The organism is Colwellia sp. MB3u-41 (genome assembly GCF_014076845.1).
In the GTDB taxonomy this organism is placed as follows: Bacteria; Pseudomonadota; Gammaproteobacteria; order Enterobacterales; family Alteromonadaceae; genus Colwellia_A.
The window spans coordinates 1-19,778 of the sequence record NZ_JACGUT010000075.1 but is presented as its reverse complement, the minus strand read 5'-3'; the positions used below and the strand labels follow the sequence as shown (position 1 = coordinate 19,778).

The 19,778-nt window shown below is 38.2% G+C and carries 17 protein-coding genes and 4 tRNA genes; 11 read left to right on the top strand and 10 right to left on the bottom strand.

Annotation, left to right across the window (positions count from 1 at the left end; all coding sequences use genetic code 11):
* Nucleotides 1-3: 3 nt before the first annotated feature.
* The 7 genes from H4J73_RS08235 to H4J73_RS08205 all read right to left on the bottom strand — a co-directional run bounded on the left by H4J73_RS08235 (nucleotide 4) and on the right by H4J73_RS08205 (nucleotide 5,704).
* The gene (locus H4J73_RS08235) at nucleotides 4-942 is read right to left on the bottom strand and encodes a cyclase family protein (RefSeq protein ID WP_182181574.1); all 939 of its coding nucleotides are present in this window, start codon (nucleotides 940-942) and stop codon (nucleotides 4-6) included.
* On the bottom strand, nucleotides 939-1,946 hold the full coding sequence (locus H4J73_RS08230; RefSeq protein ID WP_182181575.1) for an amidohydrolase family protein: 1,008 nt from the start codon (nucleotides 1,944-1,946) through the stop codon (nucleotides 939-941). Before H4J73_RS08230 ends, H4J73_RS08235 begins: the two co-directional genes overlap by 4 nt.
* A gap of 3 nt (nucleotides 1,947-1,949) precedes the next feature.
* Nucleotides 1,950-2,507: a 3-hydroxyanthranilate 3,4-dioxygenase gene (locus tag H4J73_RS08225; protein ID WP_220460108.1), complete on the bottom strand. Its 558-nt coding sequence runs from the start codon at nucleotides 2,505-2,507 to the stop codon at nucleotides 1,950-1,952.
* A gap of 2 nt (nucleotides 2,508-2,509) precedes the next feature.
* A complete protein-coding gene (locus H4J73_RS08220; protein WP_182181576.1) occupies nucleotides 2,510-2,992 on the bottom strand; it encodes a RidA family protein in 483 nt (160 codons plus the stop codon).
* A gap of 263 nt (nucleotides 2,993-3,255) precedes the next feature.
* On the bottom strand, nucleotides 3,256-3,399 hold the full coding sequence (locus tag H4J73_RS20975; protein ID WP_404851958.1) for an aldehyde dehydrogenase family protein: 144 nt from the start codon (nucleotides 3,397-3,399) through the stop codon (nucleotides 3,256-3,258).
* Between the two features lie 23 nt (nucleotides 3,400-3,422).
* Nucleotides 3,423-4,880, bottom strand: coding sequence for an aldehyde dehydrogenase (locus H4J73_RS08210; protein WP_182181577.1), 1,458 nt, complete (start codon nucleotides 4,878-4,880; stop codon nucleotides 3,423-3,425).
* 35 nt (nucleotides 4,881-4,915) lie between these two features.
* On the bottom strand, nucleotides 4,916-5,704 hold the full coding sequence (locus tag H4J73_RS08205) for an SDR family oxidoreductase (protein WP_182181578.1): 789 nt from the start codon (nucleotides 5,702-5,704) through the stop codon (nucleotides 4,916-4,918).
* 265 nt (nucleotides 5,705-5,969) lie between these two features.
* Between H4J73_RS08205 and H4J73_RS08200 the strand changes: the two genes are divergently transcribed.
* A complete protein-coding gene (locus tag H4J73_RS08200; protein WP_182181579.1) occupies nucleotides 5,970-6,755 on the top strand; it encodes an alpha/beta fold hydrolase in 786 nt (261 codons plus the stop codon).
* 59 nt (nucleotides 6,756-6,814) lie between these two features.
* Here the strand turns inward: H4J73_RS08200 and cysK are convergent, their stop codons facing one another.
* Nucleotides 6,815-7,783, bottom strand: coding sequence for a cysteine synthase A (gene cysK / locus H4J73_RS08195; protein WP_182223205.1), 969 nt, complete (start codon nucleotides 7,781-7,783; stop codon nucleotides 6,815-6,817).
* Between the two features lie 408 nt (nucleotides 7,784-8,191).
* Here cysK and H4J73_RS08190 point away from each other — a divergent pair, with 408 nt between their 5' ends.
* On the top strand, nucleotides 8,192-9,244 hold the full coding sequence (locus H4J73_RS08190; RefSeq protein WP_182181581.1) for a hypothetical protein: 1,053 nt from the start codon (nucleotides 8,192-8,194) through the stop codon (nucleotides 9,242-9,244).
* Nucleotides 9,245-9,323: 79 nt separating this feature from the next.
* Nucleotides 9,324-10,379, top strand: coding sequence for a hypothetical protein (locus H4J73_RS08185; protein ID WP_182181582.1), 1,056 nt, complete (start codon nucleotides 9,324-9,326; stop codon nucleotides 10,377-10,379).
* A gap of 173 nt (nucleotides 10,380-10,552) precedes the next feature.
* On the opposite strand, the gene H4J73_RS08180 is transcribed toward H4J73_RS08185, so the two are convergent.
* Nucleotides 10,553-12,901 carry a carbohydrate binding family 9 domain-containing protein gene (locus tag H4J73_RS08180; RefSeq protein WP_182181583.1) on the bottom strand — a complete coding sequence of 783 codons (2,349 nt, stop codon included), beginning with the start codon at nucleotides 12,899-12,901 and terminating at the stop codon, nucleotides 10,553-10,555.
* Nucleotides 12,902-13,012: 111 nt separating this feature from the next.
* Nucleotides 13,013-15,388, bottom strand: coding sequence for a carbohydrate binding family 9 domain-containing protein (locus tag H4J73_RS08175; protein WP_182181584.1), 2,376 nt, complete (start codon nucleotides 15,386-15,388; stop codon nucleotides 13,013-13,015).
* Nucleotides 15,389-15,641: 253 nt separating this feature from the next.
* On the opposite strand from H4J73_RS08175, the gene H4J73_RS08170 reads away from it, so the two are divergent.
* The 8 genes from H4J73_RS08170 to H4J73_RS08135 all read left to right on the top strand — a co-directional run bounded on the left by H4J73_RS08170 (nucleotide 15,642) and on the right by H4J73_RS08135 (nucleotide 19,729).
* A complete protein-coding gene (locus H4J73_RS08170) occupies nucleotides 15,642-16,370 on the top strand; it encodes a DUF599 domain-containing protein (protein WP_182181585.1) in 729 nt (242 codons plus the stop codon).
* The gene (locus tag H4J73_RS08165; RefSeq protein ID WP_182181586.1) at nucleotides 16,370-16,885 is read left to right on the top strand and encodes a DUF2919 family protein; all 516 of its coding nucleotides are present in this window, start codon (nucleotides 16,370-16,372) and stop codon (nucleotides 16,883-16,885) included. Before H4J73_RS08170 ends, H4J73_RS08165 begins: the two co-directional genes overlap by 1 nt.
* Complete coding sequence (gene dnaQ / locus H4J73_RS08160; RefSeq protein WP_182181587.1) at nucleotides 16,882-17,610, top strand: DNA polymerase III subunit epsilon; 729 nt, start codon at nucleotides 16,882-16,884, stop codon at nucleotides 17,608-17,610. The genes H4J73_RS08165 and dnaQ overlap by 4 nt, the downstream gene beginning before the upstream one ends.
* A 44-nt stretch (nucleotides 17,611-17,654) precedes the next feature.
* Nucleotides 17,655-18,923, top strand: coding sequence for a TIGR03503 family protein (locus tag H4J73_RS08155; protein WP_182181588.1), 1,269 nt, complete (start codon nucleotides 17,655-17,657; stop codon nucleotides 18,921-18,923).
* A gap of 170 nt (nucleotides 18,924-19,093) precedes the next feature.
* Nucleotides 19,094-19,170, top strand: a tRNA-Asp gene (locus H4J73_RS08150).
* A gap of 52 nt (nucleotides 19,171-19,222) precedes the next feature.
* A tRNA-Asp gene (locus H4J73_RS08145) sits at nucleotides 19,223-19,299 on the top strand.
* Nucleotides 19,300-19,446: 147 nt separating this feature from the next.
* Nucleotides 19,447-19,523: transfer RNA gene (locus H4J73_RS08140), tRNA-Asp, on the top strand.
* A 129-nt stretch (nucleotides 19,524-19,652) separates the two neighbouring features.
* Nucleotides 19,653-19,729: transfer RNA gene (locus H4J73_RS08135), tRNA-Asp, on the top strand.
* Nucleotides 19,730-19,778: the final 49 nt, after the last annotated feature.

The following is a 19,778-nucleotide window of genomic DNA, read 5'->3' as shown; positions in this document are numbered from 1 at the left end:
AAGTTATTTACTCATTTCTTTAGCATTAAATTCTTTTGCTGAAAATAGGACAGGGCGACTTGGTGCTGCATCATTATGAAAAGCAGGTGTTTGAATATTGATAAAATAAAAGTCATCAGGGATCTCATTATCAATAAACGCCATTTCGGTAATTGTTTTATTCACTAAGCTATTTTCGTTTACTTGCTGACTACCTTCCTCAACGTGCCAAAATAGATGATGACAAGTCATTAATCCCTCATCATGTAAGCGGTCAATTGATGGCAGATCTACTATTAGGTGTTCAATACCTCGTTCATTTAAATATGAGATGGCTTCACGACTGAAAAATGCAGGTTGATTTTCACTGTTATAAGCTTGTTTTTTTTTGCTACTGTTATTTGGCAAACTTCGAATAACCAACGCTTGTAATTGCTCATTGTGATAATCAACAAGTGCTTTCTTAAGTGCAGATTTGCTGATGATGACATCATGCTTAGAAAAGTCAGGGCTGTAATTCTCCTTACTTTCTATCGCTAATTCAGGTGTTAATGATATTACAGCGCAGGGCATTAACGCGGGTAAGTTAAGTTCTGCTAATGTCTTTACCTGCGTTTCATTATTGATACGGTTACTGACAGCATGAGTGTTCATCGAAAAATCACAAATATGTGCGATAGATTCGGTATGAGTGCCATTACAATGCGGATTAATCGTTAATTCATTTACATTACAGCTGCCACCTTGTTTGGTATCACCAATAAAACCATCTACTTGCATTGGGGTGGCTAACGCTGCATTGGCATAAAAGTGATTGGGCTGTTGCGTTGGTTGATTAAAGTTAACAGGAATAGCCAATGCCCATGAGTTTGCTATATTGACTTGATAACTAGCACGTTGAAGCTCTATGGTTATTTTTATCGCGTTACTGCTAACGTTAGCTTTAGTGTTATTCAAGCTCATAAGAACTGCTCTTTGGATAACCCTAACCATTTAAGCGCTGAACCATGCAGTAACTTTTCTTTAATATCATCAGAAAACTGACTATTCTCGATAAGCTTTCCAGGTGCTAATTCACCCAATGGAAAGGGGTAATCAGTACCCAAGGCAATATTGTCTGGCCCCATCAAATCGACTAAATATTTCAGTGCTAATTCATCATGTACTAATGAATCTAGATAAATTTGCGGAAGAAAATCTCGTGGGTTAATAGAACAGTCAACCGCACATAAATCAGGACGAACATTAAAACCATGTTCTATACGACCAATAGTTGATGGAAATGAACCACCGCCATGCGCAAAGGCTATTTTTAGTTTAGGTAAACGTTGTAGTACGCCGCCAAAGATCATCGAGCATATCGCTAAGCTTGACTCTGCAGGCATACCAACGAGCCAGGGTAACCAATATTTAGGCATTTTTTCCTTCGCCATCATGTCCCATGGATGAACGAAAACAGCTGCACCTAAGTCTTGTGCGGCTTCAAAAATAGGGAATAACTCTTTTTGGTCTAAATTCCATTCATTAATATGAGAACCAATTTGAATGCCCGCTAAACCAATTTTCATGCAACGTTCCAGCTCTTTTATGGCAAGGTCTGGTGATTGCATGGGTAAAGTCCCTAAACCGATAAAACGCTTAGGGTGGTCGTTAACAATGCCGGCAATGTGATCATTCAAATACATCGATAAATCTAATGTATCTTTAGGCTTTGCCCAGTAGTTAAACATCACAGGAACCGTTGAAAGCACTTGTACGTCTACATGGTGCTTTTTACAGTCGTCAAGTCGAACTTTAGGGTCCCAACAATTATGGTCTATTTCACGAAAAAACTGTTCATCAACCATCATGCGAGCACAGCCACATTTATGATGATCTAAACTGACAAACCCCCCGTAACCGTATTTTTCACGTAAATTAGGCCAGGTCTTCGGTAATATATGCGTGTGAATATCTATCTTTAACATAACTTACCCCTTCGTCACTGTTGTGCCACATTGCTGACAAGTGCAATTGTCAGGTGTGTCATAAAAACGGGTGAATACTTTAGGTAAGTCTGTTTCTATATTGTCGAGACAAAAAGCTTCTGTGTAGAGTTGCTTTTTGCAGTCAGGACAAAACCAATAAAGTGCATCTTTTTGATTATTTGCTCGCTTTTGTTCAACCACCAAACCTACGCTGTTTTCAAAGCGTTGTGGGGAATGCAACATTTTTGGTGGCAGTAAGAATATCTCACCAGCGTTAATTTTTATATCCTGAAAATTTTTGGGATCATGATGATCATTGTTTTCAACCGAATCATTAATAACTGAAAGCACCATTTCGCCTTCGATTTGATAAAACAATTCAGGGGTTTCGTTATAGTGATAATCGTTACGATTATTAGGACCGCCGACGATCATGACAATAAAGTTGTCCTGTTCAAAAATTTGTTTATTACAAACAGGAGGTTTGAGTAAATGTCGATGCTCATCAATCCAAGCATGTAAATTAAAGGGCATGGCGATGCTATTTTTCAACGTTGACATGACTATTCCCCCGTCGTTTTAGTATGAGGCTTTTTATGTTGATTCAACGCAGCGATACATTTAAGTTCAATGGCTATGGGCGTCGGTAATTTGTTAATTTCAACCGTGGTGCGACAAGGTTGATTATCAGCAAAGTATTCTGCGTAAATACGATTATAGGTAGCGAAGTCGTCATCCATATTGGTTAAAAATACCGTGACATCAACCACATCCATCCAGCTTGCATTTGACGCTTCAAGAATTAGTCGAATGTTGGTGAAAACACTATGGCACTGCGCTTCAATATCGTAACTTTTAATTTTTCCTTGCTCGTCAAGTACAACCCCTGGGATATCTTTGCAACCCGCTTTTCTTGGGCCAACACCGGAAAGAAAGAGTAAGTCGCCGACTTGTCGTGCGTGAGGGTATAAGCCTACCGGTTTTGGCGCTTGTTCTGCGTTGATTATTTTTGGGTTAAAAGACGCTTTAATTTTAACATCGCTCATAAGGGATCCTGATGTAATTAATATATTTTTATGGTTATAAGTGTAGACAAAAATCAATCAAAGACCTTTGTTCTTCATTTATTTCAATTGCATGTAGACTTGAGTACGACTGAGTAGGGGATTTCGAAATTCTCGAAAAAAAACTAACGTACTCCATAAGAAAGCCGGTTAAATAAGCGTCCATTTGCAGCCTAATACGCTGGCAAATATTGCACCTGAAGATTTAAATTTATGACAAATTTGGTTCATTGTTTCGTTTGAGCCTATGAGTATTTTATACATACATTTTTGGGTTCAGTAAAATATCGCATGGCTTCTAAACCACCTTCTCGGCCAACACCTGAATGATTCATACCACCAAAAGGCGTTCGTAAATCACGCAGTAACCAACAATTGATCCACACAATACCGGTATTTATTTAATTTGAGCCTATGAGTATTTTATGCATACATTTTTGGGTTCAGTAAAAAATCGCATGGCTTCTAAACCACCTTCTCGGCCAACACCTGAATGATTCATACCACCAAAAGGTGTTCGTAAATCACGCAGTAACCAACAATTTATCCACACAATACCGGTATTTATTTGTTCAGCGAGTTGATGTGCTCTATTAATGTTTTGCGTCCAAATAGTCGCTGCTAAGCCATATTGGCTTTCGTTGGCAAGTGCCAGTGCTTGTTCGTCAGTATCAAACAGTTGTAAGGTAATAACAGGACCAAAAATTTCTTGCTGGTTGCACCTCGCATCATTACTTAAGCCTTCGATGATAGTCGGTTGTAAAAAATAACCTTGTTTACAGCGACCAGGTAATAGCACTTGCTTACCGCCCGCTAAAATAGTACCCCCTTCTTGTTTTGCTAAATCAATATAGCCGAGTACTTTTTCTAAATGGTCTTTGGAGACAATCGCGCCCATTTTTGTTTCATTAACCAAAGGGTCTTGTGGCACAAGCGTTTGTGCTTTTGCGACTAATGCCGCTTTGAATTTTTCATATATGCCGCGCTGAATATATAGGCGTGAAGCACATAAGCAAATTTGACCTTGGTTGGCAAAGCTGGCGCGGAAAACTTCTTCAATGGTATTTTCAAAATGACAGTCATCAAAAATTAATGCCGGATTTTTCCCACCGAGCTCTAAAGATAGCTTTTTAAATTTTGGTGCAAGCTGTGTCGCTATTGCCGCACCTGTTGCAGAGCCGCCCGTAAATGAAATAGCGTTCACTTTTGGATGGTTACATATTGCAGCGCCAACACTTGTACCTGTTCCATGTAATATATTTAAAACACCTTTAGGCAAACCAACTTTTTGACAAATAGCGCCGAGCATTGCTGCCGTTTTTGGGGTGATTTCAGAGGGTTTGGCAATGACACAATTACCTGCTGCAAGTGCGGGTGCTATTTTCCAAGTAAATAAATACAGCGGTAAATTCCAAGGAGAAATACAGCCGACAATACCCACCGGTTGGCGCAAGGTGTAATTAATTGCTGTGTTAGCAAGTGCATGAGATTCACTTGAAAATTGTGAGCAGGCATGAGCAAAGAATTTAAAATTACTTGCCGCACGTGGAATATCAACCATTCTCGCTAAAGCAACCGGTTTGCCATTGTCCGTCGCCTCAGCAAGCGCTAGTAGTTCAAGTTGATTTTCAATCTCTTGTGCAATAGCCATTAAGTAGTCGGCACGTTGTTCTAAATCTAACGCGCGCCAGGCAGGAAGTGCTCGTTCAGCTGCGGCAATGGCTTGTTCAACATCCTCACTATCACTGCTGGGAATTTTGCCATACACCAAGCCTGTTGCAGGTTCATAATTATCTAAATAATGATTATTGATGGGCGCTTGATATTCGCCATCAATGAAATTATCAATGATATTATTTGCAGCCGTCATTGTTTATTCCTCTAGACTGTTTATTTAAAGGACGTTTATAAACAAGCGGTTCTACCGCCATCAACGGGTAAATTAATACCGGTGATGTAACCTGCTGCAGGAGAGGCTAGAAAAGCAGCGGCCGCTGCAAACTCTTCTGGCTTAGCAAAACGGCGCATAGGAATTATTGCTTTCTCATTAAGTGTGGCTTGTTCGATAGAAATATTTTGCTTCTTCGCTTTACCCGAAATTATCGCGTCTAAACGTGCGGTTGCTGTTGCACCGGGTAATACGTTATTAACGGTAATACCAAACTCGCCTAATTCGTTCGCTAAGGTTTTTGCCCAACTTGCAACGGCGCCACGAATCGTATTAGAAACACCTAAGCCATTAAGGGGTTGTTTAACTGAGGTTGAAATAACATTGATGATACGGCCATATTGCTTTTCTTTCATGTGAGGGATAAGCGCTTGCACTAAATGATGGTTCGATACCAAGTGTAAATTAAAGGCGTTAATAAATTCATCAACACCGGCTACATTCGCGGGCCCAGGTGCAGGGCCTCCGGTATTATTGATTAATATTTCATAACCACCTAAAGAGTTTACATGATCATTAATCACTTCTTTGACTTGTTCTGTGTTCGAGAAGTCAGCCACTAACACTTGATGCTTTTGACCCTGTTCAGTATTGAGTTCAGCTTTTACGTGTTCAAGTGCTGTTTGATTACGTGAAAATAGCGTGACATTTGCGCCTAGATTAGCAAGCTCTATAGCACAAGCCTTGCCAATACCTTGACTTGAACCACAGACTAATGCGCTTTTACCTTGAAGATTTATATCCATGAAGACTCTTTTTATTTTAATTGTTTTATCACACTATTTTTTGAAAACTGAGTTTCATTAGTAACAGTGAAATTTTGAGTTGACCTTTTTTTATCACATTAAATAATTTAATGTCAGCAAAATTGTTAACATTTATTGATTTACTTTGTAAACATTTATAGCCGTGCATATTGAAGTCTTAGTGAGGAGGGCGAATCGTCACTTTATTTTGACATTTGTCAGATTAGGCTGATAATGCTTTATTATTCCAAAGAAAATAGCAGTAATGACGATAAATAACTTGCCGACAGGCGTCTATATTTCAGGGCAGGGAACACCTGTTGTACTTCTTCACAGTTCGCTAAGTTCAGCCAGACAATGGCAGCCTTTGGTTAAGCTACTTGATGTTAACTATTTAGTGATTAACATCGATATTCTCGGTTACGGGAAGGCAGATAAAGTTGCAGATGAACTACATTATAATTTTGATATTGAAATTGATCGTATTGAAAAAATTCTGGCGAGTGTCGCTCCAAATCAATCCTTTCATTTAGTTGGCCATTCTTGCGGAGGCGCTATTGCGTTAAAATTGGCTGTTGAAAATCCAGAAAAAATATTGAGCCTATCTTTATATGAGCCGGTCGCTTTTCATTTACTAGAACAAGGAAGTGAAGCTAGATTGTTAGCTGATAACTTTGCTCGTAAGGTTGCTATTGGCGACGCTTATCAAGCGGCAGAGATATTTACTAATTTTTGGAACAAAGCTGGATTTTTTAGGGCTTTACCACAAAAGATGCAAGATTTAATGGCAAGAGATATGCCTAAAGTAAGCTTAGACTTTAAAGGATTAACCTCAGAAAAATACTCATTAAAAGCCCTAAACCGTATTACATGCAAATCGCTAATGATGACAGGTGAAAAAAGCCCAGAATTAAGCTTATTATTGGCAAATAAAATTACGGCTAGTTTACCTAATGTGATGCATAAAAGCTTTCCAACAGGACACATGGGGCCGGTAAGTCACAGTGAGTTAATTCATCCTAGCATTGCTGATTTTATTAACAAAATCTGAAATAAAAATCATTTAAAAAAAGACGCCTAAGCGTCTTTTTTTATCGTTAAATTTTAACGCTATTGTAAAAGTTCTTTATCAGTGAATTCATCGCTAAAAAGTGCGCTTGACAGGTAACGCTCTGCAGAGCTTGCTAAAATAACAACAATATTTTTTCCTTCGTTTTCTGGTTTTTCAGCTAAACGTTTCGCAGCAACAACGCCAGCACCAGAAGAGATACCCGCAAGAATACCTTCTTCTTTCATCAGGCGGTGACACATTGCCATTGCTTCGTCATTCGTTACTTTTTCAACAGCATCAATCATGCTTAAGTCTAGGTTTCCTGGGATAAAACCTGCACCGATTCCTTGAATCTTGTGTGGTCCTGGCGTTAGTTCTTCACCGGCCATTTTTTGACTAATAACAGGAGAGTCAGTTGGCTCTACCGCAACAGACATGATGTTTTTTCCTGCGGTATTTTTAATGTAACGACTAACACCCGTAATTGTGCCACCGGTGCCAACACCAGCAACAAATATGTCGATGTTACCGTCTGTCGCTTCCCAGATTTCTGGACCCGTTGTTTTTTCGTGAATTTCTGGGTTAGCAGGGTTTTCGAATTGCCCCAATAAAACGTACTTCTCAGGATCTGAGTCTTTAATTGCTTGAGCTTTAGCAATAGCACCATTCATGCCTTTAGCACCATCAGTCAATTCAAGCTTTGCCCCTAAAGCGGCTAATAATTTTCTACGCTCTAAACTCATGGTATGTGGCATAGTTAATGTGATGGCGTAGCCACGAGCAGCGGCCACAAAAGCAAGTGCTATGCCAGTGTTACCACTGGTAGGCTCAACAATTTCTTTACCGGGGGTTAATAATCCTTTTTTCTCGGCATCCCAGATCATATTTGCGCCAATGCGACACTTAATACTCGCACTAGGATTTCTTGATTCTATTTTAGCAAAAACATTACCTTTAGTGACACGGTTTAGTCTTACGAGGGGCGTATTGCCAATAGAGGTTGAGTTATCTTCAAATATTGTGGTCATCTTATATCCTTGAGTAAGCTTTATTTACTTTAACAGGACAAGGTTAGCGCTTTATAGAAATAAAAGAAGTGATATTTTGTTAACTTATATACCAAAAAAGAATATATAAATGCTTATTTAGTTTAATTAGGTTTTATATTGATCTGATTATCATCTCATTAAAGACAAATTTGTTTATTTTCTTTATCTTATAAAAAGAAAAATGACTATTAAGATTGCTTTAACAGTATAAGTAATAAGATTATAGTTTTGATTTATTTTGATTATCACCATTATAAATAAAAGGTGATTGGATAATAAATAGTCACTCCTCTATTATATTTTTAACTGGTCGAACGTCCGATCAGTTAACGTTCAACTATAAAAATAAGACGTAACAAAATAATTATAAAAGATATTGGGGAAATAATGAATACAATCAAAAGTATAACAGCTGTTGCAGGTGTCTACTTAGCACTCAGCTCATCAGCATCATATAGTAAGGAATATAAAATAGTGCTTATCCATGGGTTTCAACCACAACAACTTATCGTTGATGGAGATGTTACCGAGAGTGGTCAACAATATTGGCAAGGTTATTGGGATAACCTCAGCGATGCTCGTATTGATTGGCCTTCTTACGAGCGAATAGAGGGGAAAATAGCAACGGACTATGTTTGGCCAAAGTTAAAGTCATTTTCTGAAAGTAACTTCTGCTCCCCAGGTTGTATCTTTGTGACTCACTCTACCGGCGATTTAGTTGCGCGGTATATTATAGATAACCAAGAAACTTGGTTGGAAAATGCGGGTTTAGCACCTCTAAATATCGTGGCAACATTCGATATTGCTGGCGCTGGTGGTGGCAGTGAGCTTGCGGATCTAGCGGTAAGTGTTGCACAAGCAACAGAAAGCTGGTCTTTTATAATCGAAGCGGCATTAGAAGCATGGCTTGGCGGAGATCTTGGCGATGAAATGGGTGTGCTCAATGATTTAAAAGTCAATAATGCGAGGCAACTTGCACCGTTACCGGATGCGAGGATCCCTCGTCTACGTTTTGTTGGCGATGCAAGTGAATATTTAGGCGTTACTAGCCCCTTTATTCAAGGTCATGATGATGGCGTTGTTGGTACGCATTCATCGTGCGGCGGTAATCGCCAAGGAAGATATGGCAGCTGTAGTGGCAGCGTCGCGTTTAACGGTAAAATTGAAAATCAAGGCAATGCTGTTTCAGGTTTTATGCCATACCATTATCCAATGCTTATGGGAGAAGCTTATAGCCATGGTTCATTACTTGAGCCAAGTCAGGAAGGGAAAGTGACGGCAGCAAGTAACCAGAATAATATGTTGTCAGGAGAAAGTATCCATTTTGATACTTACACGAAAACTAAGGGTTGGTGGCTTTGGAAAAGTAATTACCTTTACGTACAAAACTCAAATGATGACAGTATGTCAACGCTAATTTATGACGCGATTCCTAATTAAATAATAGAGAAAGGGCTGTTGATTTTTCTAAATTAACTGAGAAAAATCAATAGCACCTAAGCAGGAAAATAAACGAGTGATGAAAAAACATTCCTTTTTAAAGAAAATGGTGGCTATTAGCATTACTGCAATAGTTGTTTGGCTTTTTTGGCCATCAATCGCACCTAAACAATTATCGACAGCTAACGAAAGGTTAACAAAAAAAACCACCATAAAAACAATAAACCCACCACAAAAAAAAGTGGTTCAGCCTGTTTCAGTGACGGGTAAGCCCAAAAAAATTACTTCAAATGACTCTGCTCTTTTAGTTGCTAAAGCGTATGCTGGCGAATTAGTCTTTCCACCATACTCTCAACCGTTAACAGATAAAGATTTTGATCGTTTGAACCCTAACTTTTTTAACCCTCAATCGATGCTCGTTGACGACGATGGTACCAAGGTGTCTGCTGCACTATCAAAGTATCGTTACACTTATCCTGAAGCTGTTTTTGCGACGCTAACGGGAGAAAATATTACTTATGCGGAGCTTCAGCTTGTTGATATTGAAACCGGTGAATTATTATTGACCCGTAAATTTGAACAGAGTGAAGCAAACTGGCAGACCAAATTTAAAGGCCAAAGGAATCTTCCTAGCCAATTGCAAGCATCAATAAGAGCACACATTAACGGTAAGAACATCAATATTACGCTGGCGCTTAAATATGTTGACTCTGTTGCCACATTAGAAAGTTTTGATTCAGCCTTTCATGACGAGGCTGATATGGTGTTAAAAGCTCACCTAAAAACCAGAGAGCAGGGGCTTTATCGAATACGAGCAAATTTATTTGATGCTAATGACCAACCCATTGCACACATGGTGAGTAAAGAAAAACTCGATAAAGGCAATACGAGTCTTTATTTAAAAGCTCACCAATCAGTATTGCAAGGGCGGAAAGCGCCCTTTTACTTATCTACTTTTTCTATTGAGTTAATGTCGCCTGCGCCGGGTACACCAGCAAAATATGGAGATAGTTTACTTAAAGAGTATGTAATAAAAGATTTTGCAGTTGCTAGTTTAAGCCATAGACCTTATCAACCTTCTAAGCAGGAACAGCAACGCTTGTTATTATTGCAAAATATGGCTGACGGAAGATAAAGGGCTAAAAGCTTTTTGAGCAACTTTTCAACGTTATAGCGTTTTTAATGAAAGGTTAGCAAAAACATTTTTAGTTTTTACAAACTTATAGGAGGGCGTCGACAAACGTTCCTGGGTGAAACTCAGTTGGATAATCGAGTATCTAACTGAGTCTTATCCCATTATTAAAACGTCTAAGGCATCCAGGCGTAGCTAACTTTTGTAAACAAAGTACGTTCGCCACGTCCTAAGTCAGTTAAATCATCATCTTGATAACTGTTATCAGAGTACCCTAAGAAAAATACCGTTTGTGGATTGAGCTTATAGCTATAAATTAACTGTGTTGATAAGTCGCTATTGATTCTAGAATAAGCAGAAACATTATTAGCAAGGTTTTGATCAACATCTGAGTAGACAACATTTAATTTAAGGTAGCTGTTTACGTCAAATTGATACGAGACTCTTAGCTCAACTAAACTGGCATCATAGACTTTACCACCGTCAGCATCGAGGGTTTCATAGGTATATGAAAAGTCGACTTCCAAATGACTCGTCGGGTTAAGACGAGTATTGGCATAAAACTCTCTATAGTCGGCTAGACGGTTATTTTGGTAATCTATTCTTTCACCAAAAGAGAAACCGAGTTCACCATATAAGTATCGTGTTGGTTTTATATAACCAAACATAGTGACAAGCTTTTCGGTGAAACGGTCGGTATTACCATCAATAGCATTATCTAATTCATTTTTTCGTAACCCTATTTTATCAGCATAGGTAAACATAATATCGAATGCTGAAAGTTTAGGACCATAAATAGTAAAACTTGAGGCTAGGCTTTTTTCTAGCAATTCACCATTCTCATTGTGTTTAATTTGCCATTGTCCCGACAATTTTGCATCTTGCCAAAGGCTATCAGCATCACCATAAAAGTATCGGTCAACTAAGACTCTTTCATCTTGATAATCAGCTTTTGTCATAAAACCTAAATCGGCACGAAAATCTTTACCTATTTGTTGATGCTCAGCATTTACCGACCAATATTCAGAGTCATGTTCAAAACTTACTTTCATCGCTTGATCAGAGAGATCATCAGACTGTTTTATTGAATCATCACTGTTTGAATGAACAACTTGTGCAAGAACAGCGTTTGAATCATCCATCCTATATTTAGTATTGATACCCGCAACCGTATTTTGATAATTATCTGACTTTCGCAGTGTACTTATTGCACCTAAAGAGAAGTCTTCTGAAAAGTCGTAACGGTATTTAAAAGCACCCGAGTGACTTTCTTCATTTAACGATTTTAAACTTGAACCCGTATTACCTGGCACAATAAAATTAGTTTCAGTGTCATGACTGATAAATGCACCATAGGTGTGATTATCATTAGTGCCCGTTAGTTTTGCACCATAATCAGGGTCAGCAATATTACGGGTATAAACTAAATTGAAATTTGAAGAAAAATAATCTGAGTTTTCAACAAAGAAAGGGCGAGCTTCTTGATAAAATAAAGAATAGGTTTTATTGACGCTAAGTTGACCAACATCAGACTCAACGGTAGAAAAATCAGGGTTTACTGTTACGTTTAACAGAGTATTAGCATTAATACCCCAGCGTAAATCTACCCCAGCTTCGGTGTCGTTATCGCTATGCCATTCATCTTGTGCGTCGTAAATATCACGGGTATCATTTTTACTTGCTACGACAGCGGGTGTGATCATAACGTTATTACCGGTTTTTGCATCCTTGAAGCCTTTTGCCTCTGGAATTTGGCACAACCAACAATCGTTGTCTCGGTCAAGCGGAATATGAGATATACGCAGTCGAGAATCTCGAGGGTAGAGACGAATAAATTCAATGGCCCATGTTTTTTCTTCACCGGTGTCGGCAAAGTTTAGCGTGTGGTAGGGCACAGCCATCTCTACTTGATAGCCTGTAGGTGTTCGTTTGCCAAACGATTGCCACATGCCATCCCAGGCTGAATTTACATCTCCGGTTAGTTCATTCTTTATTCTGTCAATTTGTGCGCCGTAAGGGTTGACAAATAATTCATAACTTAAGCGTCTGTTATTATAGGTATCGAGTTTTATACCCACAACATCGTCTTCAAGTCGGGTATCTCGGTCACCTAAATAGGCAATAATTTCTTCTGGGTTGGGATCTTGGGCAACAAAAGAGATATAGATGGTGTCACCATCTTCAAAAATTTTTGCGGTTGTTTTTACTGGGCTGGGCTTGTTATTCCAAGGGTCGTTAACAATATTTAGCTCAATAGATAATGCTTGTGACCATTCTTCATCGCTGATTTCGCCATCAATAATGACTTCTTTTTTAGCATGAGGTATCGATAAATGAGCGATTTTATTGATTGTTTGTTCTTTTGTACTCTGTTCTTTGGTGTTTTGTTCAGCAAAACTATTTTGTGAAAACAGTAAGAATACACTAGCTACAACGGCTTTGTAGCTACTTCTTAACAACAACATTTTTTCTCCAGAAATATTTTTTATTATTTTTATATAGTCATTCTGGGCAAATTGTGTCAAAAAATCCCCATTAAAACAATCATTAGTTACTTTAGTTTAATGAACAGTTAACAAAAAAAGTCGCCAGAAGGCGACTTTACGTTAAATTAGATAATTTATTTTTGGTTTATATTACTTTATCCAAGCATAGCTAAATTTCATAAATAAATTACGTTTATTCTGATTTAAGTCGCCAAAACTTTCTTCTGTATAATGTCTATCAGCGTAGCCTAAATAAAATACTGTTTGTGGGTTCAGTTTGTATGCGTACAACAATTCAGTAGAGACGTTTTTTCGACTTTCCGTGATGTCTTCAGGGTCAGTGTAAGTATAATTATTAATATTTCTGTTGGTATTATTATAAATAAAACTGAAACGTATAAAACTTAAGACATCAAATTGATAAGTCGCTCTAAAGTCAGTTAATCGTGCATTAAAAACATTAGCACCTTCAGCATTTAGTTGGTTAAACGTATGTTTGATATTTAATTCTAAATGCTTATCAACGTTCCAACTTACTTTTGATCTCCACTGCTTGGTTCGGCCAAGACGATTGTTTCTATAATCAATTGCGTCGCCGTATTTAAAGTTACTGTTAACATACAAACCTAGCACTGGCTTAAATTCCCCAAAAAGCGAAAATTGATTTTCTGTAAATAGCGTGGTGTTGCCATCAATCGCTAAAATACTTTTATCTTCTCTTAAACCCACTAAGTCACGGTTTGAATAGGAAAATCGGAAGTATGAGTTCATCGTTGCATTGAGTTGAGCATTGATATCAAATTCTTTTTCTATTAACTCGTTGTTGTCATTGTGAATGATATCCCAATCAGAATATATTTTAAATTTTGTCCACCAATTCCCTGGTTTTGCGTACCATTTTCGGTCACCGCCAACAGAGAAGCGGTTGTAGTCAACATTAGGAATAAAACCTAAATCACCACGAAAACCTGCATTTTGTTTATCGTATTTCACTCGGTAATACCAATCTTGGTCATTGTGAGAATAACTGGTTTTAAAGGCATTACCGCTAAACTTATCTTTTTTTAAGGTTCGTAAAACTTGCTCATTGTAATCACAATGGCCATAGCCGCAGTCAATGTTTTCTGGTGGTGCATGGCAATTGTTTGACTCGCTTGAGTCATCTGAATCATCAGCATTACAAAACTGTTCAAATAAATCGTCCGGGTATTCAGTTGTTGAATAAAGTGTTTGAAACTCAAATACATCAGCCGTTGAAACTCTTATACGCGTCCCTACACTGTGAACAATATTCTGGTAATCTTCAGCGGTACGTATGGTGCTTACTGTTCCCATGGTAATATCTTCATTGAAGCTATAGCGATAGCGAAATGCACTGGCCTTTGATTCTCCGTCAATACTTGCAATAGAAGACCCTCGGTTACCTGGGATCAAAATGTTGGTACTGTCGTCATCGGTAATAAATAAACCAAAGGAATGATTGTTTTCTCGACCTGTTAATTTTGCACCATAGTTAGGTGCATTAATATTTCGTGTATAAATCAAATTATAATTAGAGTCAAAGTAATCAGCATTATCTAAAAAGAAGGGTCTTTTTTCTTGGGTGAAAAGTGCAAAATTGTTATTAATGTTTAACTGAGCATTGTCAGTTTCAACTGTTGAGAAATCTGGGTTGATGGTGGCATTTAACAACCAGTCAGGGGTTATGCCCCAACGAATATCTAAGCTCGCCTCAGTATTGTTTTCGCGCTGCCAATCGTCATTGTCATCTCTGTCTTCATTAATGCCGGTGACTAATGATGGTATGACCGTTAAATTATCCCCTTGTTTTGCGCCAGTAAAACCTTCAACGGTATGAAGCTGACATAATTCACAATCATTATCTCGCTCGAGTCTGATATTGGATAAACGAAAAAATTCGTTTCTGGGGTAAAAGCGCATTAATTCAATGCCCCAATCTTGAAGCGATGATTTCTCAGTAAAGTTGAGCATTCGAAGGGGCAAAGCCATCTCTACAATGTAGCCCTTGTCATTAATTTTTCCGGCACTGTCCCAAATGCCATCCCATGAGTCACTTTCATTTTTTGTTATTTCATTTTCAATACCGTCTATTTGCGAACCCAATGGGTTAACTAAAAAACGATAAGCTGAACGTTGGTCGTTATAAGTATCAATTTTTATACCGACAATATCATCACCCCATGATTTATCTCTATCACGGTAAAACGCTCTAATTTGGCTTGGGTCAGGGTCTTTAGCAATAAAGGCAATATAAAATGTACCACCATCTTCCATCAGTAGTGCTTCTGTATGTATATGACTGGGAATATTGTCGAAAGGACGCGTGATATTATTGATTAATATTTTTTTTGCATGACGCCATTGTTCTTCATCCAATTTAGCATCTATCGTTATTTTTCCTGAAATGCGTGGGATCTCACTTGGCTGTTGTGCATCAGCTTTAAAAGGAAAAGAGAATAGTAAAGCGGAAATAGTCAAAATATGGCTGAATTTGACAGTAAACATTGGTACTCCAAAGTGAAAGTGTTTGCCTTTAGCTTATTTCGCAATTTTGAACGTAAACTATAGACTATAGATTTATCGGCGATGGTGAAGAAAGTTACACTTTGTGTCAAAGGAATTACGATAACTGGGGTAATGAATAAGATTAATGGTTTTTGCTAACATCTTTTGTATAGTTAACTGCACGTAAATTTAGCTCGAATCTATAAAAATTCTGCTGCATAATAGCAATACCGTTATTTATATTCTAACTATTATGCCATTTACTCTACTCGATATTTTTGCTTTTCTATGCTTCGTAACCTGTTGGATTGGTTACACTTGGTTCGCTCGTATAAAAGCAAAAAAGACTAATTGCATCGCTCGATGTTTACATCAACATAGAATTCATTGGATGAATGAGTTAATGACTCGTGATATTCGTGTTGGGGACGCAGCACTGCTAGCGAACTTAGAGCGAAATATTGCTTTCTTTGCCTCAACGACCTTACTTGTTTTGGCGGGGGTGTTAACCTTATTTGCACAAGTTGAACGATTAGAAGCGGTTATAGGCTCAATTCCATTTGCTGACTTTCCAAACCATGCGGCGATTCAATTAAAATTAGGTGTTTTAGCTTTTATCTTTATTATGTCATTTTTCCAATTTACCTGGTCGATGCGTCAGTATGGCTTTTTAAATGTCATGATTGGCGCTGCGCCTTATGATACGTCGGGTATGGATGACAACCTACGTGCCTATGCCAAAGAAATGGCGATTGTTCAAGATCAAGCGGCACACTCCTATAATTATGGTTTGCGCTCTTATTATTTTTCTATTGCAGCGATGTGTTGGTTTTTTCATCCCATTTTATTTATTTTCGCCAGTTTATTTGTTGTCTTTACATTATATGACCGTGAATTTAGATCTAGAGCGGTCAAGGCTATCACCTCAGGTCAAGAATATTTAAGGATAGAGCAAACGAAAAAGTCTCGGTCAAAGTATTAATGAATAGACATAATTACTCTGCTTATTCGGTACAAGATTTTGACCATTTTGATTGTTTAAAAATATCGAAGTGGGTGTATCTCTCTTTGATTTTTATTCTACGCGGTTATGTCGTTTGGTTGATGTCGGTAACCAATATGAAAGACCGTGTGGGTATTATCCAATGGATATACCCCGAGACGTCATTATTTTACTTAAGTTTAGGCTCTGGTGCTTTAGGGATCTTTATTGTTATTGTATTGAGCTTACGTAGACCTAAAGCGAAAAACTGGGTTAAGTGTTCTTGGTTGCACGTTAAAGGTATTCTCACTCTAGCCTTACTGTTTGATTTGATTATCTGCTTAGTAGCTTTCTTTTATTGGCATTTATTGTCGCTAACCTGGTTAATTACTCAAGCTATTATTGTTGGAGGACTTATAATCATATTAAATAGTAGTAAAAAATTTATGATTAATGTCGCTGAATTTCCTGAGCCACTTCCCGAAAAGAAAAAAAAGGTTATTAAATTACCATGAGTATTGCACAAGACGTACAACCCGATGAACGATTAATCATTCTTGATACCGAAACCACTGGTATTAACCCTAGGGAAGGGCACCGAATTGTTGAGGTAGGCTGTGTTGAAATGATCAACCGTCAGTTAACTGGTCGCAGCTTTCATGTTTATATTAACCCCTTGTTTGAAATGGAACAGGAAGTTATTAATATTCACGGGCTAACCAATGATTTTCTTCGTGATAAACCTTTGTTTACGCAAGTTGCTGATGAGTTTATTGAATTTATTAAAGGTGCTCGTCTTGTTATTCATAATGCTAAATTCGATATTGGTTTTATGGATAATGAATTTTCTTTACTTAAGCGTAATATTCCTAATACACGCGACATGTGTACGGTCATAGATACTTTACATGTCTCTAAAGATGAATTTGGCTCACCGAAAACACTTGATTATTTAGCGCGTTTTTATCGTGTTGATAAATTAGTTGACCGCACCTATCACGGAGCATTAGTTGATGCTCAGCTTTTAGCTTTTGTTTATATAGAGATGACGCGTAAGCAGTCTGTCTTAAATTTATCAGCAGGGAGTGAATCGGGTGAGGATAGTAATGCTATTCGGCGTTTATCTTCACAGAGAACAAAATTAAAGGTTATTCAAGCTTCTGCCGATGAACTCATTAAGCATGATGAAAGATTAGCGGTAGTTGCTAATAAAGGGAGTGAGCCGATATGGCCCAAATAGGTCAAAATAAACTTTTCATATTCATATCCATCATTTGTATTTTCATGTCTGTAAAAAGTAACGGACAACAAACTAAGGTGGATTATTACAAATCAGATAACATTACTAATCAAATCCCTTATTTTGACAATCGTTTTAAAATAGATGCGTTGCTTGAGGAAGTAACACTTCTTTTTTATCGACGAAGTGGTTCGCCACCGATTATTCTTGTGCGACCTGACGGTACAAAAATTAAAATTAATAATTTACCTAAAGATAAGATCACTTGGTTTGACGATCGTACCTTTGATTTAATAACGATTAAAAATCCTATGCCGGGTCCTTGGCAAGCTATTGGCGATATTTTACCGGGTAGTCATATTATGGTCGTTACTGAGGTCACCATTAAAGTTGACCCTTTACCTGAAGTGATACTTTCAGGGGAAACGTTGAAAGTTGAAGGACATCTTTATAATGGCGAACTGGCTATTGATGACCCCTTATTTCGTGATGTACTTAATTTAAATGTCGATTTTTTTAGTACCAATAATTCGGCGTTTGATAATTTTGGCGCTGAGCCCATTAAAATAGCCCAATTTCGTGATGACGGTCGTGACTTAGATGAATATGCTAATGATGGTGTGTTTACTGGGGAATTTGAACTTGATTTTGCTCCCGGTGAATGGCTACCCATCTATTATGTTGAAATGCCGATGGCAACAAGAGAATTACGACAAAAACCGATTATATTACAAAAGATCCCCATTAAAATATCTGTCGACACCGCCGGTGAAGTAGGGAAGTCACATAACGTTACCTTTACGATTGACCCAACTTTTGTTGACCCTGACAGTGTGTTGTTTCAAGGGAAAGTTACTTTTCCTGACCGCCAAGTCGATCCGTTTTCTCTAACGGATGGTAAAGGCACCTCTCGTCTTTATCAAATTGCTTATACAGAATCGGGTGTTCACCGTATAGCGGTGAATGTTTTTGGTAAAACTATTAATGGACGTGAATTTCGTTTGGTGTTGCCTGAGTTTACGTTTAATGCAGAAAGTAAGAGTGGTTTGTTAATGCCAACGCTCGATATTAATGGTGAAGTTACCTCCGTTAGCTTAAAAAACGTTGACGGTGTTATCACCGACAACATTAAACAGGCAGAAGAGAATGCAAAAATATTAGCGATTGAATTAGCCGATGCAAAAAAAGCGCAAAAAATGGCAGCAAAAGAAAAAGAACAGCAAACTTATATAATAATTGGCGTTGCAAACGTAGGAATTGTCTTAATTGCGTTGTTATTTTATTTTGTATCTCGTCGTAAAAAGCAGAAATAACGGTGGATAGTTAAATAAATACAGTGGTTTTTGAATGTAATTCCCGCGTATTGTTCATCAAACGTGCATACGGTTAATTATATTAAAAAAGTGGTTGACTGCTCTCCATCTTAACCGTATTATCTCCGCCGCATTCAACGACTTGTTGACGAATGCAGTGATTATGCAGCGGAGTGGTAGTTCAGTTGGTTAGAATACCGGCCTGTCACGCCGGGGGTCGCGGGTTCGAGTCCCGTCCACTCCGCCAACTAATCAAGGTTAAGCACCTAGTTTTACTAAACGTTTAAAAACAATATAGCGGAGTGGTAGTTCAGTTGGTTAGAATACCGGCCTGTCACGCCGGGGGTCGCGGGTTCGAGTCCCGTCCACTCCGCCAACATTGTTTTAAGTTATATTTTGATTGTATTATTTTTAAAAGGCGTGACATCTTTTATTAATAAGTATCAAAAATAGTAAGGCGGTTTGAGTCCCGTATGCTTAGTCTTTATGGCACGGCAGTTAATCTCAAAGTAAGCAATATAGCGGAGTGGTAGTTCAGTTGGTTAGAATACCGGCCTGTCACGCCGGGGGTCGCGGGTTCGAGTCCCGTCCACTCCGCCAACATTGTTTAACGGTTAAAGTTCCGTATAAAAATTTAGGTGGCAATATAACCCAGTTGTGGTTCAGTTGTTATCGCGGGTTTTGAGTCCTGTCTACTTACAGTAGTAAACTTAAAGAAAACAATACAGCGGAGTGGTAGTTCAGTTGGTTAGAATACCGGCCTGTCACGCCGGGGGTCGCGGGTTCGAGTCCCGTCCACTCCGCCAACATTGTTTTTTACATTCTGTATATTTCTTATATGCAGAAAAAACTTCA